The sequence below is a fragment of the Micromonospora echinospora genome, from assembly GCF_900091495.1.
Lineage (GTDB): Bacteria > Actinomycetota > Actinomycetes > Mycobacteriales > Micromonosporaceae > Micromonospora > Micromonospora echinospora.
Genome location: NZ_LT607413.1, coordinates 1561912 through 1576996, shown reverse-complemented (window position 1 = coordinate 1576996; position 15085 = coordinate 1561912). Strand labels below are relative to the sequence as shown.

General features: G+C 74.0%; 12 protein-coding genes. 9 read left to right on the top strand and 3 right to left on the bottom strand.

Annotation, left to right across the window (positions count from 1 at the left end; all coding sequences use genetic code 11):
* Positions 1–63 precede the first annotated feature (63 nt).
* Positions 64–1671, top strand: a complete 1608-nt coding sequence (locus tag GA0070618_RS07005; RefSeq protein WP_088980914.1) for an amidohydrolase — start codon at positions 64–66, stop codon at positions 1669–1671.
* A 94-nt stretch (positions 1672–1765) separates the two neighbouring features.
* Here the strand turns inward: GA0070618_RS07005 and GA0070618_RS07000 are convergent, their stop codons facing one another.
* Positions 1766–2167, bottom strand: coding sequence for a hypothetical protein (locus tag GA0070618_RS07000; protein WP_088980913.1), 402 nt, complete (start codon positions 2165–2167; stop codon positions 1766–1768).
* 191 nt (positions 2168–2358) lie between these two features.
* On the opposite strand from GA0070618_RS07000, the gene GA0070618_RS06995 reads away from it, so the two are divergent.
* Positions 2359–4146, top strand: coding sequence for an HSP90 family protein (locus GA0070618_RS06995; RefSeq protein WP_088980912.1), 1788 nt, complete (start codon positions 2359–2361; stop codon positions 4144–4146).
* 3 nt (positions 4147–4149) lie between these two features.
* On the top strand, positions 4150–7032 hold the full coding sequence (locus tag GA0070618_RS06990; protein WP_231931640.1) for a hypothetical protein: 2883 nt from the start codon (positions 4150–4152) through the stop codon (positions 7030–7032).
* A 133-nt stretch (positions 7033–7165) separates the two neighbouring features.
* On the opposite strand, the gene GA0070618_RS06985 is transcribed toward GA0070618_RS06990, so the two are convergent.
* Entirely contained in the window at positions 7166–8044 is an 879-nt protein-coding gene (locus GA0070618_RS06985) for a hypothetical protein (protein ID WP_088980911.1), read from the bottom strand.
* 407 nt (positions 8045–8451) lie between these two features.
* On the opposite strand from GA0070618_RS06985, the gene GA0070618_RS06980 reads away from it, so the two are divergent.
* The 4 genes from GA0070618_RS06980 (at position 8452) to GA0070618_RS06965 (ending at position 11341) form a co-directional block, all read left to right on the top strand.
* On the top strand, positions 8452–9150 hold the full coding sequence (locus GA0070618_RS06980; protein ID WP_088980910.1) for a hypothetical protein: 699 nt from the start codon (positions 8452–8454) through the stop codon (positions 9148–9150).
* 139 nt (positions 9151–9289) lie between these two features.
* Positions 9290–9841 (top strand): DUF5872 domain-containing protein, encoded by a 552-nt coding sequence (locus GA0070618_RS06975; RefSeq protein ID WP_088980909.1) that lies wholly within the window; start codon positions 9290–9292, stop codon positions 9839–9841.
* A gap of 97 nt (positions 9842–9938) precedes the next feature.
* Complete coding sequence (locus GA0070618_RS06970; protein WP_231931639.1) at positions 9939–10286, top strand: PadR family transcriptional regulator; 348 nt, start codon at positions 9939–9941, stop codon at positions 10284–10286.
* Positions 10283–11341 (top strand): hypothetical protein, encoded by a 1059-nt coding sequence (locus tag GA0070618_RS06965; RefSeq protein WP_088980907.1) that lies wholly within the window; start codon positions 10283–10285, stop codon positions 11339–11341. Before GA0070618_RS06970 ends, GA0070618_RS06965 begins: the two co-directional genes overlap by 4 nt.
* A gap of 69 nt (positions 11342–11410) precedes the next feature.
* Here GA0070618_RS06965 and GA0070618_RS06960 read toward each other — a convergent pair whose 3' ends face one another.
* On the bottom strand, positions 11411–13855 hold the full coding sequence (locus tag GA0070618_RS06960; RefSeq protein ID WP_088980906.1) for a PASTA domain-containing protein: 2445 nt from the start codon (positions 13853–13855) through the stop codon (positions 11411–11413).
* 155 nt (positions 13856–14010) lie between these two features.
* Between GA0070618_RS06960 and GA0070618_RS06955 the strand changes: the two genes are divergently transcribed.
* Both GA0070618_RS06955 and GA0070618_RS06950 read left to right on the top strand, forming a co-directional pair.
* Positions 14011–14685, top strand: a complete 675-nt coding sequence (locus GA0070618_RS06955) for an FHA domain-containing protein (RefSeq protein ID WP_197701730.1) — start codon at positions 14011–14013, stop codon at positions 14683–14685.
* A gap of 130 nt (positions 14686–14815) precedes the next feature.
* Positions 14816–15079, top strand: a complete 264-nt coding sequence (locus GA0070618_RS06950) for a WXG100 family type VII secretion target (protein WP_088980904.1) — start codon at positions 14816–14818, stop codon at positions 15077–15079.
* Positions 15080–15085 lie beyond the last annotated feature (6 nt).

Here is a 15085-nt window from a genome sequence, read left to right as displayed (position 1 = left end):
CCACCGACCGGCGTGGGCCGGCACTAGCATGGTGGACCCTGCCCGACGTCGAATCAGGCCATCATGACCGACACGGTTTTCGAGAATGCCCGCATCCACACGCTCGACCCGGCCCGTCCGCGCGCCGAGGCGATGCTGGTGCGCGGCGAGCGCATCGTCGCGATCGGGGAACGGGACGCGTGCCGGGACCGGGCCGTCGGTGGGGCCCGTCGGGTCGACCTGGCCGGGATGACCGTGCTCCCCGGGCTGATCGACAGCCACATCCACTCCGCGCTCTATGTGCGCGGCCTGGAACAGGTCGACCTGCGCGGCACCACCAGCCTCGACGAGGCGTTGGCCCGGATCACGCGGCACGCCGCGAGTCTGCCGCCCGACGCCTGGCTCTTCGGCGGTCGCTGGGACAGCCACAAGTGGGCCCGGCCGGTGCAGCCGACCCGGGCCGACCTGGACCGGGTCTGTCCCGACCGGCCCGCCGTGCTGCCCAGCATCGACGGGCACACCACCTGGGTCAACAGCGCCGCCCTGCGGCGGCTCGGCATCGACGCCGACACCCCCGAGCCGGCCGGCGGGCAGATCGTCCGGGACGAGCACGGCGAGCCGACCGGCATCCTGCGGGAGGCGGCCGGCGACGCGGCGTACGACCTGATGCGCTCCTCCCTCTCCGGGGACCTGGTCGCGCAGTTGCGCACCCACCTGCCCCGGCTGCTCGCCGTCGGCCTCACCAGCATCCACGACCTCGACGGGCAGGACTGCCGGGCCGCGTACGAGACCCTGTACGCCCGGGGCGAGCTGCCGTTGCGGGTGCACAAGTCGATCCCGTCGACCGCGTTGGACGAGGCGATCGACCGGGGCTGGGCGACCGGCGACGGGGACCGCTGGCTGCGTACCGGACCGGTCAAGATCTTCACCGACGGGGCGCTCGGCTCACACACCTGCCTGATGACCGAGCCGTACGAGGGCGAGCCGGACAACCACGGCATCGCGGTCACCCCGGCGGAGGAGTTCGAGCAGCTCGTGGCGAAGGCGTCCGGGGCCGGCATCGCCGTGGCGGCACACGCGATCGGCGACGCGGCGAACCGGATGGTGCTGCGCGCGTACGCCCGCTGGCAGGAGACGGCGTGCACCGATCCCGCCTCCGCCGGGGCGGTGCCCCGCCTGCGGCACCGGATCGAACACACCCAGCACCTGCGTCCGGCGGACGTGCCGCTGCTCGCCCGGCTGGGCGTGACCGCCTCGATGCAGCCGACCCACTGCACCAGCGACATTCCCCTGACCAGCCGGATGCTCGCCGGCCGGGATCTGGCCTCGTACGCCTGGCGCAGCCTGCTGGACACCGGCGCCACGGTGGCGTTCGGGTCGGACGCCCCGGTGGAGGACCCGGACCCGTTCCACGGCATCCACGCCGCGGTGACCCGGCAGCAGCCCGACGGCACCCCGCCCGGCGGGGTGGACCCGCACGAGCGGCTCGACCTCGACGCGGCGCTGCACGGCTTCACCGCCGCCGGCGCGTACGCCTCCTACGAGGAACACCTCAAGGGGCGGCTGCGGCCGGGGATGCTGGCCGACTTCATCGTGCTGCCGGTCGATCCGTACCAGGTCGCGCCAGCGGACCTGCGCGACCTGGTCGTGGCGCTCACCGTCGTCGGCGGCGTGGTCCGCTGGGAGCGCTGACCCCGCCCGGCCGTTCACCCACCGGTCGGGTCCTCTGGCCGAAAGCCCCTGGCCAGGGTCCGGAGGCCTTGGCGCGCCGGTCGGCTGGGACGGGTCAGGCGCTGCCGAGGACGGAGACCGAGGCGGCGCCGCCGTTGCTGTCGCCCATCAGGGCGTTGACGGTGACGTCGTGGAAGAGCGTCCAGGTCGCGACGATGGTGACCTCCCAGGGCACCGGCCCGGCGGCGCACGGCACGGTGACCGACGCCGAGCCCATGGCCCAGGGCATGACCTGCCCCCCGATGGCGGTGATCTCGGCCGTGCCCGTGGCGGCGCTGCACGTGACGGTGCCGCCGACGTGCAGGAGCAGGCTGCTGGACGCGCCGATCGCGTCGACGGTGATCGCCGCCGACCCGAGGGCGCCGGGCGCCGCGGCCTGCGCCGGTGCCGCGCCGGACAGGCCGATCGCGGCGAGCAGGGCGAGGGACGACGCGGTGCCGGTGAGCCGTGAGATCATGGCCGCCTTCTCCCGGAAGGTGTCGGAACCCGTGGTGGGCCGACCGCCACTCTATCTATATCTATCTATTTAGTCGATGTGCCGCCACACCGGTCCGGTCGAGCGACGGGCGGGCGGGTGAAAGGGGGAGGCGGCGTGTCGGGGTGCGCCGGTACGGTGGGCGCCGACTCAGGACGGGGAGCAAACCAGGCGTGGACCACACCTTCCAGGTCGACCTCCGAGGCGTGGTCGACCTGCTCAGTCATCATCTCTACGGCAGCCCGCGGGTGTACGTCCGCGAGCTGATGCAGAACGCGGTGGACGCGATCACCGCGCGGCGGGCCATCGAGCCGGACGCGCCCGCGCTGATCCGGATCGAGCCGCCCGAGCTGACCGGCGACGGGACGCTGCGGGTGCACGACACCGGCATCGGGCTCACCGAGGCGCAGGTGCACGAGCTGCTGGCCACCATCGGCCGCAGCTCCAAGCGGGACGAGCTGGGCTTCTCCCGGCACGAGTTCCTCGGCCAGTTCGGCATCGGGCTGCTCTCCTGCTTCCTGGTGGCCGACGAGATCCGGGTCGTCACCCGGCACGGCGACCAGCCGACGGTGTGCTGGACCGGCCACTCCGACGGCCGCTACGCCGTGGAGCCGGCCGCACCGGGAGCCGGGCGGAGCGAGCCGGGCACCACGGTCACGCTGGTCCCGCGACGGGACGCCGAGCAGTGGTTCGCCACCCCGACCGTCACCGACCTGGCCCGGCTCTTCGGCTCGCTGCTGCCGGTCACCGTCCGGGTCGGTGACGTGGTGACCACCGCCGGTCCGCCGCCGTGGCCGACCGCGCCCGGCGAGCCGGTGGACCGCGCCGCGCTGGTCCGGTACGCGCGCCAGACCCTCGGCGTCGACCCGTTCGACGTGCTGCCGCTGTCCGTGCCGGAGGCGGGGCTGACCGGTGTCGCGTTCGTCCTGCCCGACGCGGTGAACCCGGCGGCCCGGACCGGCCACCGGGTCTACCTCAAGCGGATGCTGCTCACCGAGCACGCCGACGGCCTGCTGCCGGACTGGGCGTTCTTCGCCCACTGCGTGGTGGACGCCAGCGAGCTGCGGCCGACCGCCAGCCGGGAGGCGCTGTACGAGGACACCCTGCTGACCGCCACCCGCGAGGCGCTCGGCGACCAGGTGCGCGGGTGGCTCGTCCGGCTGGCGAAGCACGCCCCGCGCCGGCTGGCCGAGTTCCTCCAGGTGCACCACCTGGGGGTGAAGGCGCTGGCGCTGCACGACGACGAGATGCTGCGCCTGGTCGACCAGTGGTGGCCGATGGACACCAACATGGGCACGCTGACCCTGGCCGAGTTCCGCCAGCGGCACGGCCTCGTCCGGTACGCCGCCAGCCTGGACGAGTTCCGCCAGCTCGCCGCGGTGGCCGCCGCGCAGGACCTGGCCGTGGTCAACGGCGGCTACACCTACGACACCGAGCTGATCGAGCGGCTGCCCACCGTGGACCGGTCGGTGCTCATCGAGCGGCTGGAGCCGAGCGATCTGACCACCCGCTTCGACAGCCTCGACCCGCAGGTCGAGCTGGCCCTGCGGCCGTTCCTGGTCGCCGCCCAGCGCGCGCTGGAGCGGACCGGCTGCGAGGTGGTGTTCCGGGCGTACGACCCGGTGTCGCTGCCGGCGCTCTACCTGGTCAGCCGGTCGGCGGCGTTCCACGACCAGCTCACGGCCAGCCGGGACCGGGCCGACGAGCTGTGGGGCGGGGTGCTCGACGCGCTCGCCGCGTCCGCCCCGCCGGACCGCCCGCAACTGGTGCTCAACCACCGCAACCCGCTGGTCCGCCGGGTCAGCACGCTGACCGACCCGGAGCTGGTCGGGCTCGCCGTCGAGGCGCTGTACGGTCAGGCGCTGCTGCTCGGCCACCATCCGATCCGCGCGGCCGACGCCGCGCTGCTGAACAGTTCCTTCCTCGGCCTGCTCGGCCGGGCCGTACCCGGACGGGAGTGATCGGTGTCCACCAGCGACGAGGACCTGTGGCGGGTGCTCCGCGAGGTCAGCAACATGCCGTACGGAGCGGGGCAGATCGCCGCCCTGGAGCAGTTGCTCCGGCGGGTCGACGCCGCCGACGACCGGGAGTTGGCCTTCGCCACCCGCATGCAGGGCACCACCGTCTACATCTACGGTGGTGAGCCGGCCAAGTCCTTCGTGACCTTCTCCTGGTGCCTGGCCGAGTTCGACCGGGACCCGCAGCCCTACCACGCCCGCGCCGCCCGGCAGCTGCTCTGGCACTTCAAGTACATGGTCAACGGTCTGCTGAACTTCCCCGAGGTGCCGCTGGACCGCACCCGTGCGGTGCTCGACGACATGGAGCGGCGCTACCGCGCGGGCGGGCACAGCCTCCAGGCCGTCCACAAGCACCGGTTCATGGTGGCCGACCACGTCGGTGACGCCGAGGCGGCGGCGCACTGGTACCGGCTCTGGCAGACCACTCCGCGCGACGACCTCTCCGACTGCGCCGGCTGCGACCCCACCACCCAGGTGCGTTACCTCGCCGACACCGGCCGGTACGCCGACGCGGTCGCCCTGGCCGAGCCGGTGCTCGCCGGGCGGCTCAACTGCAACGAGCAGCCGCAGGCGATCTTGACCACGCTCCTCGTGCCGTACCTGCGCACCGGCCGGCACGACGACGCGCGCAACGCGCACCGGGAGGCGTACCGCCGGATGCGCGGGAACCTCGCCGACCTGTGGGAGATCGGCGACCACGTCGAGTTCCGCACGGTCACCGGAAACGAGGCCGGCGCCTTGGAGCTGGTCGAGCGGCACCTGGACTGGCTGGACCGCGCGCCGTCGCCGGCCGCCGCCATGCACTTCGCCGCCGCCGCGAGCGCCGCGCTGCGGCAGGTGGACGGTGAGCTGACGGTCTACCGGCGGGCCGCCGCCGACCGTCCGACCGCCGACGTCCCGGCCGGCCGCCTCGCCGACGAGCTGGCGGAGACCGCCACCGCGCTGGCCGCCCGGTTCGACGCCCGCAACGGCACCACCCACCAGTCCGAACTGGTCGCCCACCGCCTCGCGGCCCGGCCGACCGGCGAGCACCTGCCGCTCTCGGCGAGCCTGCGCCGCCGCCCGGTCCGCCCGACCGCCGGCACCACCGTCCCGGGCGGAGCTGCCCCGGCCGCCGGCGCGGGAGGCGGCGCCGTGCCGCCGTCCGGGCCGCCGGTCGAGATCTCCGCCGACGCCGGCCCCGAGCAGCTCCTCGACCTCGCCGAGGCGCGCTGGCGACGACACGACCAGGACGGCCTCCGGGCCGTTCTGGCTGCGTACGACGACCGGTTCGCCGGGGCGGAGGTGTCCCCGGCCACGGCGGCGCGGCGGCTGGAGCTGCGTGCGGCCGAGCTGGGCGACGACACGGAGATCCCGGCCGCGATCGAGGCCAACCGGGCGGCGCTGGCCGCGTACCGGGACCTGGGCGACGAGGTCCGGGCGCAGGTGGTGACCGGTCGGCTCGGGGTGCTCCTCGCCGTGGCCGGCGAGGACGGCGAGGAGGGGCTGACGCTGGCGAGCACCGCTGCCGAGGCGCTGGACCGGCTCGGCGACGACCGGCTCCGTGCCGCCGCGCACGACCGGGTCGCGCTGGCCCTGATGTGCGCGCAGCGCTGGGCGGAGGCGCTCGCCGCGCTGGACCGGGTGCCGGCGGACGGGGGCGGCGACCCATACCTCGCGGCCCGGGTGGCGCTGCACCGCGTCCAGGTGCTCGACGCGCTGGAGCGGGCACCGGAGTGCCGGGAGGCGGCGGAGGTGGCCCGGCGGCTCGGTCGCGAGCTGGGCCTCGGGGAGCTGCTGGCGGCGGCCTGTCTGGCGTCCGCCCGGACGGCGGACGACCCGACGGACGCGGTGACCGCCTGCGACGAGGCCCTGGCGGTGGCCCCGCCCGGGATGCTGGTGCCGGCGCGGGTGACCCGGGCCCGGTCCCTGATGGCCGCCGGGCGGGCCGGCGAGGCGGTCGACGACCTCGCCGAGGCGGTGACGCTCTGCGTGGAGCGGGGGGTCGAGGGGGACGCCTTCCTGCGCTGGGAGTTGGCGAACGCGTACCGGGTCGCCGGCCGGCTCGGCGAGGCCGCGGAGGTCGCCGAGGAGGCGGTGCTCGGACTCGACCGGCTCGGCGCGCAGGCCGAGGCGGACCGCTGCCGGCACCTGCTCGCCGACGTCTACCGGGGACTCGGCGAGATCGATCCGGCGTTGGCGCTGCTGGCCCAGCTCGCGGAGAACCTGGACGGGCCGGACAACCTTCCGCACCGCGCCCAGGTGCTGGAGGAGGCCGGCGGCGTCCTCTACGACGCTGACCGGGACGCCCAGGCCGCACAGCGGTTCGCCGAGGCGGCGCACGCGTACCGCCTCGCCGGGCACCGGGTCGACGAACTCCGGGCCCGCCGCCGCGAGGCGTACGCCCGGCTCTGGGCCGGCGACCACCCGGCGGCGGTCCGGACCGTCGAGACGGTGGACGCGCTCGCGGATACCCTCGCCGCCGATCCGGACCAGGAGCCGGTGGTGACGTACGAACTGGCGTTGGCGGCCGAGGCCGGGGCGCGGGTGCTGGCCGACGCCGACCGGCCGGGCGAGGCGCTGGAGCGGTTGACCGGCGTGCCCGACCGGCTCCGGTCGATCGAGGCCTTCGGCGAGGCGGCCCAGATCGACGTCCTCACCGGCGACCTGCTGCTCCGCCTCGACCGGCCGGCCGACGCGGAGCACCTGCTGCGCCGGGTGCTCGGCGGGCTGCCCACCGGGTCGCGGCCGGCGCAGCAGGCGGCCTGGCTGCTGGCCCGGGCGTTGGACGAGCAGGGCCGGTCGGACGAGGCGAGCGCGGTACGCGAGGAACACGACCTCGACGAGTGACCGTACGCGTCCGGCTGCCGGCGGCGCTTCGCGTCGGCGGCCGGACGGCGGTGGACGGTGCCGGCACCGGGTGGAGGCTGCCGCCCTCCGCCCGGGCGGCGCTCCGCTCGCCTCGTTGCCGAGGGCCGGGGGATCAGGCGCAGATCGCGTACGCCCGGGGCGCCCAGTTGCCGGCGAACCCGTCCTCGTCCTCGGCGGCGGTCACCCGGACCTGGGTGTCCGAGAGCAGGTCGACGCCGGTCATCCGGACCTGCCCGGCACCGCTGTCGACCTCGCCGCCGACGCCGTGCACCCGCTGACCTGACGGGCAGGTCGCCGTGACGGACTTCACCGGGGTCGAGTCGAGCACCCCGAAACCGGAGACCCGGTTCAGGCCGGCCGGCGGCGTCACGCAGATGACCTCGCCCCGGAGCTGCCACGTGCCGGTGTGGCCGGTGCCGTCCTCGATCGCCGTGAAGCTGACGTTGCTCAGGTCGGCGGCCGGACGCAGGTCGTCCACGACCACCTGACCGAGGCCGCCGTTGACCTCCACCCCGGCGCCGAGCACCTGCTTGCCGCTCGGGCAGCCCACGGTGATCGTCTTGCTGCTGTTCGAGTTCCAGACGCTGGCCGCCTCGGCGTGCTCCCAGCCGACCGGCGGCTGTGCGCACAGTGCGGTGGCGGTGATCGACCAGTTGCCGGCGAAGCCGGGGGCGTCGTCCTCCCGACCGGTCACCGAGTAGACGTCGGTCGTGCCGAAGACCGGCACCATGGTGTCCATCACGATCTGGCCGTCGCCGCCGTTGAGCCGACCGCCGCCGCCGATGAGCAGGGTGTTGGCGGGGCAGGCCGCCTGCCAGGTCTTCCAGTCGCTGTTGCTCGGGCCGGTGCTGGTCACCCGGGTCAGGCCGGGCAGTGCGGCGGCGGCCGGCGCGACCAGCGTGAGCTGGGTCGTCAGCACCGTGGCGGACACCAGGGCGAGCGACAGGGCGGTCCGTCCGGCGGCGCGGACCCGGTGGGATCGGGCGTGCATGGGAATCTCCTCGTTGGTCGGTGGGGTTCGGTGCGGTGGCAGCCGTCGCGCCGGTGACGACACCCGGATGTCGTCGTGCGGGGCGACTCGTTCCGGCCTTTCGGCCGCGCCCGACGTTACGAAAGGCCGTCCACAGTCGACGCACGATTTTCCGGTGTGCCGCTGGGGATGCCGGCCCGGACGGCGAGTCGACCGGTGCGGATTCGTCCTGCTTGTCGCGCCGTCACGGTGCCGTTCGAACGCCGTGCGCGGAACACCGCTGACGACGGTGACGGGTATCGGACAGCGGCCGGAACCCGAGAGGGAATGACCTCGGTCGGGTTTGGCACCGATGGATAACGAGCATACGGAATGTCCGACGATGTGCCGTCGGACGTGACGGCCCGCCGATCGAGGAGGCACCGGAGATGCAACGTCCGATCCCCCGTTCCACCCGTACCGGCACGGTTGCCGTGCTCTGCGCCGGACTGCTGCTCACCCAGGCCTGCGCCGCCGACCCGGACGGGCAGCCCGCTGCGGCGCCGTCGGCCGGCCCCACGACGGGTCCCCCGAGCGGCGAACCATCGGCCACGCCGTCCGCCACCACGTCGTCGGCGCCCACCGGTTCGCCGTCGTCGGGCGGTGGCGGCGGTGGCGACGACGCCATCCTGCAGGGGGAACGCCAGGTCGTCATCGCGCCGGTCGACTCGTTCGAGTCGGTCCTGGCCGTCGACGCCAAGGGGCGACTGAACCTGACCGACGGCGAGGCGGAGTACACCCTGTTCGTCCTCGACCCGGTGGCCGGCCGGTACCAGATCAAGACGGCGAAGGCCGGCAGCGGGGGTGAGCCCTTCTGCATGGGTCTGCGGGACAACGGCACCAAGCCGAAGACCATCGTGGCGGCCGGCTGCGACACTTCGGCGGCCGGGCAGCTCTTCACGCTGGAGCGGATGAAGGACACGGACGAGAAGGGCCGCCCGACGTACGCGATCCGTGGCGACGGGGACGTCTACGTGCGGAACACCGCCAACGACGGCCTGGTGGCCGAGCCGGCGGGCGACGATGGGCCGGGCACGACCTTCGCCTTCGTCGACAACGGCAAGGCCAACCTGCCGGACCTCGGCTAGTGACATGTTCGCCGGTGGGCCGGACCAGGGGTCCGGCCCACCGGCGTGACCGCCCCGATCCCGGCGGTGCTCCGCGCCCCGGCGGTGGAGGCCGGTCCGCCTGACGTTCACGACGGGCGGCACCGGGTAACGGCACGGTATGGCGCGGTACACGAAACCGGAACTCCGGGAGCAGATCAAGGCGGAGATCAGGGCTTCCGACCGGGGCGGCAGGCCGGGACAGTGGTCGGCCCGCAAGTCCCAGCTGCTCACCAAGGAGTACGAGAAACGCGGCGGGGGCTACGAGGGGCCGAAGGACCAGCGGCAGCGGTCCCTGCAACGGTGGGGTGCCGAGAAGTGGCAGACGAAGGAGGGCTCCACCCGCGCCCGCCGCAACGGTGAGACGAGCCGGTACCTGCCCGAACAGGCCTGGGCGCGGCTCTCCGAGGAGCAACAGCGCGCGACCGACGTCCGGAAGCGGAAGGCGTCCAGGACCGGCCGGCAGTACGTGGGCAACACGGGACCGGCCAGTCGGGCACGCCGGGAGGCCACCGCGCCCGAGCAGTTGACGGACCTGCCGGTCGCCGAGGCGGCCAAGCTCGTGCGGGGCCTCGACACACGCAAGCTCAGGGCGGCGCTGCGGCGCGAGCGCGGCGGCAAGGCCCGCAAGACGCTGATCCAGCGGATGGAGTCGGAGCTGAACCGCCGTTGACGGGTGGACGCGGTCCACTCGACGTGTCGACGGGCCAGTGGGATCAGTCCGGCGTACCTGCTTCACAGGATATCCTGTCTGACATTATATTGGCCGCATGAGTTCTCGGGCGATGACGGAACCCGCCTTCTTCATCCTCACCGTGCTGCTCGCCGGACCGCGTCACGGCTACGGCATCGTCACCGACGTGGCCGACGCGTCAGAGGGGCGGGTGCGGCTGAAGATCGGCTCCCTGTACGGGGCCCTGGACCGGCTCGTCGGCGAGGGCCTGGTGGAGCCGGACCGGGAAGAGGTGTGGCAGGGCCGGTTACGCCGGTACTACCGGCTGACCGAGCCGGGACGTCACGCCCTCGCCGCAGAGGCCGAGCGGCTGGCGGCGAACGCCCGCATCGCCTCCACCCGACTACGGGAGCAGCGGAACCCGATCGCGGACGTGACCCCGTGACGAGCCGGCTGGAGGAGCGTTACCGCGCGGTGCTGCGGCTGCTGCCCGCCGGATACCGGCAGCGGTGGGAGGACGACATGGTCGCCGCCTACCTCGACAGCGTGGACACCGGCGACCCCGAGACGACCGCCGACATCCTCGACTGCGGCCGGCCGAGTCTGTCGGAGGTCGCCAGCATCGTGGCCCTCGCGGTCCGGTTGCGCCTCGGTGGGGCGGACGCGCCACCCCGGGCGTACGCCTGGGGTCAGGCGGTGCGGCTGGCGACCCTGACCGCTGTGCTGGCCCACGCCGTCATGGCCACCGGCGGCATCGTCGGCACCCTGTGGTTCTCCGGAACCCTCGCCTGGCTGCCCGCCGTCCCGCCCGACCTGGCGCTCACCCCGCCGTCGAGCACCTGGCACGCGGCGTGGGGCCTCGCCGGCTACGCCTGGTTGCCGGCGTACGTCGCGCTCGTCCTGGGACACCGGCGGGTGGCCCGGGCGGTCGCGCTGGTCGCTGTCGTCCCGCCCACGGTCACCGTCGCCGTGGCCCAGGCCACCGGCGCGGCACCGCTGACCGTGTCGCCCTGGGCGGACCGGCTCGTCGACGTCGTCCTGCTCCTGGCCATGGCGACGTTTGCCCACGACAGCGCCCCGGTGCCGCGCCGTCCCTGGCTGCTCGCGCTGCCGGTCGGCATCGTCCTCGTCCCCGTGCCGCTGGTCGCCCTCCAGGCGGCCCGACCGGAACTGCGACTGCTCGACTGGCCGGGCCTCTGCTGCCTCCTGGTCGCCGCCGCGATGCTGGTCCACCCCGCCGTCCGCCCCGGCCGGCCGGCACGGCTGCCGTGGTCACTGGCGTTCACCCTGCTCGCCGCGACCACGCTCGCCGTGCGCCTGGTGACCCTGCCCGACTACGGCGGGCAGGCAGAGCGCACCGCGCTGTTCGTCCTCGCCGGAGCGCAGGTCGCCGTGGTCCTGGCGGTGGGTGTGCCGGTCGCCCGGCAGGCCGTCCGAGCGTTGCGCCGAATTCCACCGACCCCCGCCGACACCGTGGGGCCCACCATGTCGACCGGATGACGACCGGACCTCGGCGCACCCCGACTCCACGTCGGAGGGTGCGCCGAGGTCCGGTTGCCGGCGTTCGGGTCAGGGGCGGGGCCAGACGTTGCAGATCCGGAACTCGAAGTGGTGGGTGAACCCGTGTTCCTTGAAGTAGGCGTACTCCGCGCTGCCGGGCTGCGCCCAGACCCAGACCGCGTCCGCGCCGTGGAACAGCGCGTGCAGCGGGACGGTGCCGGGCGGGGTGTCCGCGAAGCAGGAGAAGGCCGACCCCTCCATCACCCAGCTCTGCTGCGCCTGCGGGTTGTCGGAGTAGTAGTAGCCGCCCACCTCGCCGCAGCCGCTGACACAGCGCGACTGGTAGATGGTCTTCAACCCGGGCACCGTTGCCCCCGGCGGGTAGACCTGGCCGATGGTGGACTGCTGGCTCCAGCCGCCGGGGCCGCCGCCGCCCGGCGAGAGGAAGTTGGCCCGCTTCGGCGCCGGCGCCTTGAACCGGTGTAGCGGCACCGCTGCGGTCGACTCGTAGGTGATGGTCACCGCCGAGTTCGCCGGCAGCGCGGCCCCGGCTGCCGGGTCCTGGGCCTGCACCTGGTTGACCGAGAGGGTGACCGCGTTGTCGTTGCGGTTGCAGGCCAGCTGCACCGACTGGAGCGTGGCGCACGCCTGGTCGGGGCTCATCCCGACGAGGTTCGGCACGGCCGGGTGCGCGTAGTGGTCCAGCACCACGTTCGAGCCCGGGTCCGCGCCCGCGCCCGGGGCGGGGTTCTGCGCGACCACCACGTACGCGGGGGCGCCGGGTCCGAGGTCGCGGGGCACGCAGTTCAGCCCCACCGGGCACGCCGTGTCGTGCCGCTGCCCGACGAAGTTGCCGACCGCGATCTGCGCCGGGTAGGTGATCTCCACCGGGGCGTTGGTGTCCGCCGCGCTGTCCGGTGCCGGGGTCTGCCCGGTCACCACCCGCACCTTGCTGCCGTCGGCGGCCAGCCCGGCGACCCGCTCCACGCACGTCAACCGGGCGGCGATCAGGGCCTGGCAGGCCTCGCCGGCGGGCAGGCCGGCCACCCGGGGCACCCGGGTCGGGCCGCGGTAGACCACGGTCACCGGGCGGCCCTCGCTGAGCCGTGAACCGGCCGGTGGGTTCGTGCTGAGCACCTTGTCGGTCTCGCCCTCGCCGTCCGGCTGGGCCACCGGCACGCAGCGCAGCTTCGGTTCCAGCCGGGCGCAGGCCGCCGCCCGGTCCAACCCCACCAGGTCGGGGACGGTCAGCAACTCCGGCGCGCGGGGCGGCGGGGTGGGCCGGGGCGTCCTGGGCGGCGGCGGAGGGGTGGCCGACCGGCTCGGCTTCGGCTTCTTCGGGTCGTCCCCCCGGCCGGTGATGTCGATCTCGTTGGAGCGGCCGTTGGTGTCGAAGGAGACCACGATGCCGGTGCCGTGCGGGTCGTTGATCCACACCCGGTTGTCCCGGACGCTCACCTCGAAGGTGGCCGAGGTGCCCGGCACGGTGGTGTAGGTGGCCACCCGCATCTCGGCCACCGGGACCACCAGCACGTGCCGGGTGGTGAAGTCCGGTACGTACACCCGTCCGTTGAGGACGACCGGAGGGCCGAACTGGTGACCGGCCCGGTCGGGCAGCGTCATGCGCTTCACCTCGCCGCTGCCGAAGTCGGCGATCACCAGTTCACCGCTGTTCGGCACCACCACGGCCAGGTGGCTCGGAGCGCCGGGGGCGGAGGAGACCCCGTACCGGGCGTCGAGGTCGAGTTGGCGACGCAGCCCGTCCGGCCCGTAGAGGCTGGCCTGTCCGGTCTCTGGCCGGTAGAGCACCGGCGCGCCGCTGACCAGGGTCAGGCCGACCTGCTCCCCGCTGCCGGTGACCCGCTGCCTGCCGGTGACCGTACCGCCGCTGATCTGCACCAGCTCGCCGCTCTCCGGGGCGTACGCCCAGGCGGTGCCGTTGCCGTCGACGACCGCCTTGGTGACGCGCGGGGCCGGCACCGGCGCGCCCGGGCCGTCCTTGCGTTCCAGCTTGTTGAGGGTGCCCTGCTCGGCGTCGACCAGGTAGGTCGACCCACCGCCGGTGACCACGGCGAGCTTGCCCTTGGAGTCGGGCCGCCGCTGCACCGGCTCCGGCTCCAGGGACTCGGTGGGCAGGCGGGTGACCACGCCGGTCTCGTTGTTGACCACGTAGACCAGCTCCGGTCCGACCTGGACCACCTCCAGGGTCTGCTTCCCGGTGGCGAGCTGCTTGGCGGTCCGCGCGTCGATGTCCCGGTTGTCCGCGTTGACGTGCACCACCCGGGACGACTTCTGCAGGTACGCGCCGCCGTCGTCGAAGGCCGCCCGGGAGGACCGGTATCCGGTGCCGAAGGCGAACGCGGTCGCCGCGACGGCCAGGGCGGTCACCAGCACGATCCGGTTGAGCCGGGTCCCGGTGAGAGCCTTCCGGCTGGGCCGTACGGCGGCCAGTCGGCGCAGCACGCGCGGAGCACGCCGTCGCTGCGGAGTGGATGCTCCAGCGGAGCCGGACATGGGAATCCTCCAGGGAACGCGGTGGGCCGCGGTGCGCGGGGCGGCATCTGCGCGATGAGGCGGCAGTGTCCGAGAATAGGCGAGGACCGCGGGGGCGGGCGGGCCCGGCGGATGGGGAAGGATCCCCAGCAGTCGCGGGAAGGAGTGCGGGACCGGTGACAGGGATGCGGATCGAGGCGGCCGATCACACAGTGGAACCCGACCCGGACCAGCGGGTGACCTTCGGCCGGATCCGGGAGTGCACCATCTGCCTGGACCCGACCGACACGGGCATCTCCCGGATCGCCGGCACGGTGGCCCGGGAGGGCGACACCTGGTGGTTGACGAACAGCTCCACCACCCGTCCCCTCTCCGTCGTGGACGACCTGGGGTTCCGGTCGGTGCTGGCACCCGGCCGGCGGATCGCGGTGGAGAGCCCGACCAAGGTGCTGGTGGACGGCACGCACGGCCAGCACGGGCTGACCCTGTTGCCGCCGGCGGTTCCGACGCCGGCCGGCGAGGCGCCGCCCGAGGACGTGGCCGAGGCCACCGCGGTCGGTGCCGAGGTGATGATCAGTACGGCGGACCGGTTGGCCATGGTGGCGCTCTTCGCCGGCTACCTGGAGGAGTTGCCCCGCTACGACCCCTACCCGAAGAGCTACGCGGCGGCGGCGGCCCGGCTCGGCTGGCCCCGCAGCACGCTGGTCAAGCGGATCGAGTACCTACGGACCCGGCTGCACGCCGCCGGGGTGCCCAACATGACCGGCTTCAGCGCGCTGACCAACCTCGCCGAGTACGCCATCAGCCGTGGCCTGGTGACCCGGGAGGATCTCGCCCTGCTCCGTCGCTGACCGGTGCTCACTCCGCTGCCCGGTCGGGGCGCTGGGCAGGCCCGGCCCGGAGTTGGGGAGCCTTTCCGATTTTGCCGGCCGGTGCCGCTGCCTAGCGTGGTCGACGACGCCGACCAGCGAAGGAGATCCGATGTCGGTCATCGGTGGCGAGATCAGCCAACTGCACTCCCTGAACACCAACTTCAACCGGCAGAGCTCGGCGGTGGACAGCCTGCTGCGCGAGCTGCGGACCGAACTGGCCAACACCTACTGGCGCGGCGGTGCGGCCGAGCGGTTCCGGACCTCCTGGAGCAGCGAGTACGAGCCGGCCCTGACCCGTCTCTCCGCCGCCCTCCAGGACGCGGCGCTGGAGGTGCGTCGTCGCGCGGACGCCCTGGAGCAGGCGGGCGGCTGACCGGTC

Coding starts and splice junctions, on each gene's coding strand:
- GA0070618_RS06975 (WP_088980909.1), top strand. CDS start 9,290: ATGGCGCGGTACACGAAACCGGAACTCCGGGAGCAGATCAAGGCGGAG.
- GA0070618_RS07000 (WP_088980913.1), bottom strand. CDS start 2,167: ATGATCTCACGGCTCACCGGCACCGCGTCGTCCCTCGCCCTGCTCGCC.
- GA0070618_RS06980 (WP_088980910.1), top strand. CDS start 8,452: ATGCAACGTCCGATCCCCCGTTCCACCCGTACCGGCACGGTTGCCGTG.
- GA0070618_RS06950 (WP_088980904.1), top strand. CDS start 14,816: ATGTCGGTCATCGGTGGCGAGATCAGCCAACTGCACTCCCTGAACACC.
- GA0070618_RS07005 (WP_088980914.1), top strand. CDS start 64: ATGACCGACACGGTTTTCGAGAATGCCCGCATCCACACGCTCGACCCG.
- GA0070618_RS06970 (WP_231931639.1), top strand. CDS start 9,939: ATGAGTTCTCGGGCGATGACGGAACCCGCCTTCTTCATCCTCACCGTG.
- GA0070618_RS06960 (WP_088980906.1), bottom strand. CDS start 13,855: ATGTCCGGCTCCGCTGGAGCATCCACTCCGCAGCGACGGCGTGCTCCG.
- GA0070618_RS06985 (WP_088980911.1), bottom strand. CDS start 8,044: ATGCACGCCCGATCCCACCGGGTCCGCGCCGCCGGACGGACCGCCCTG.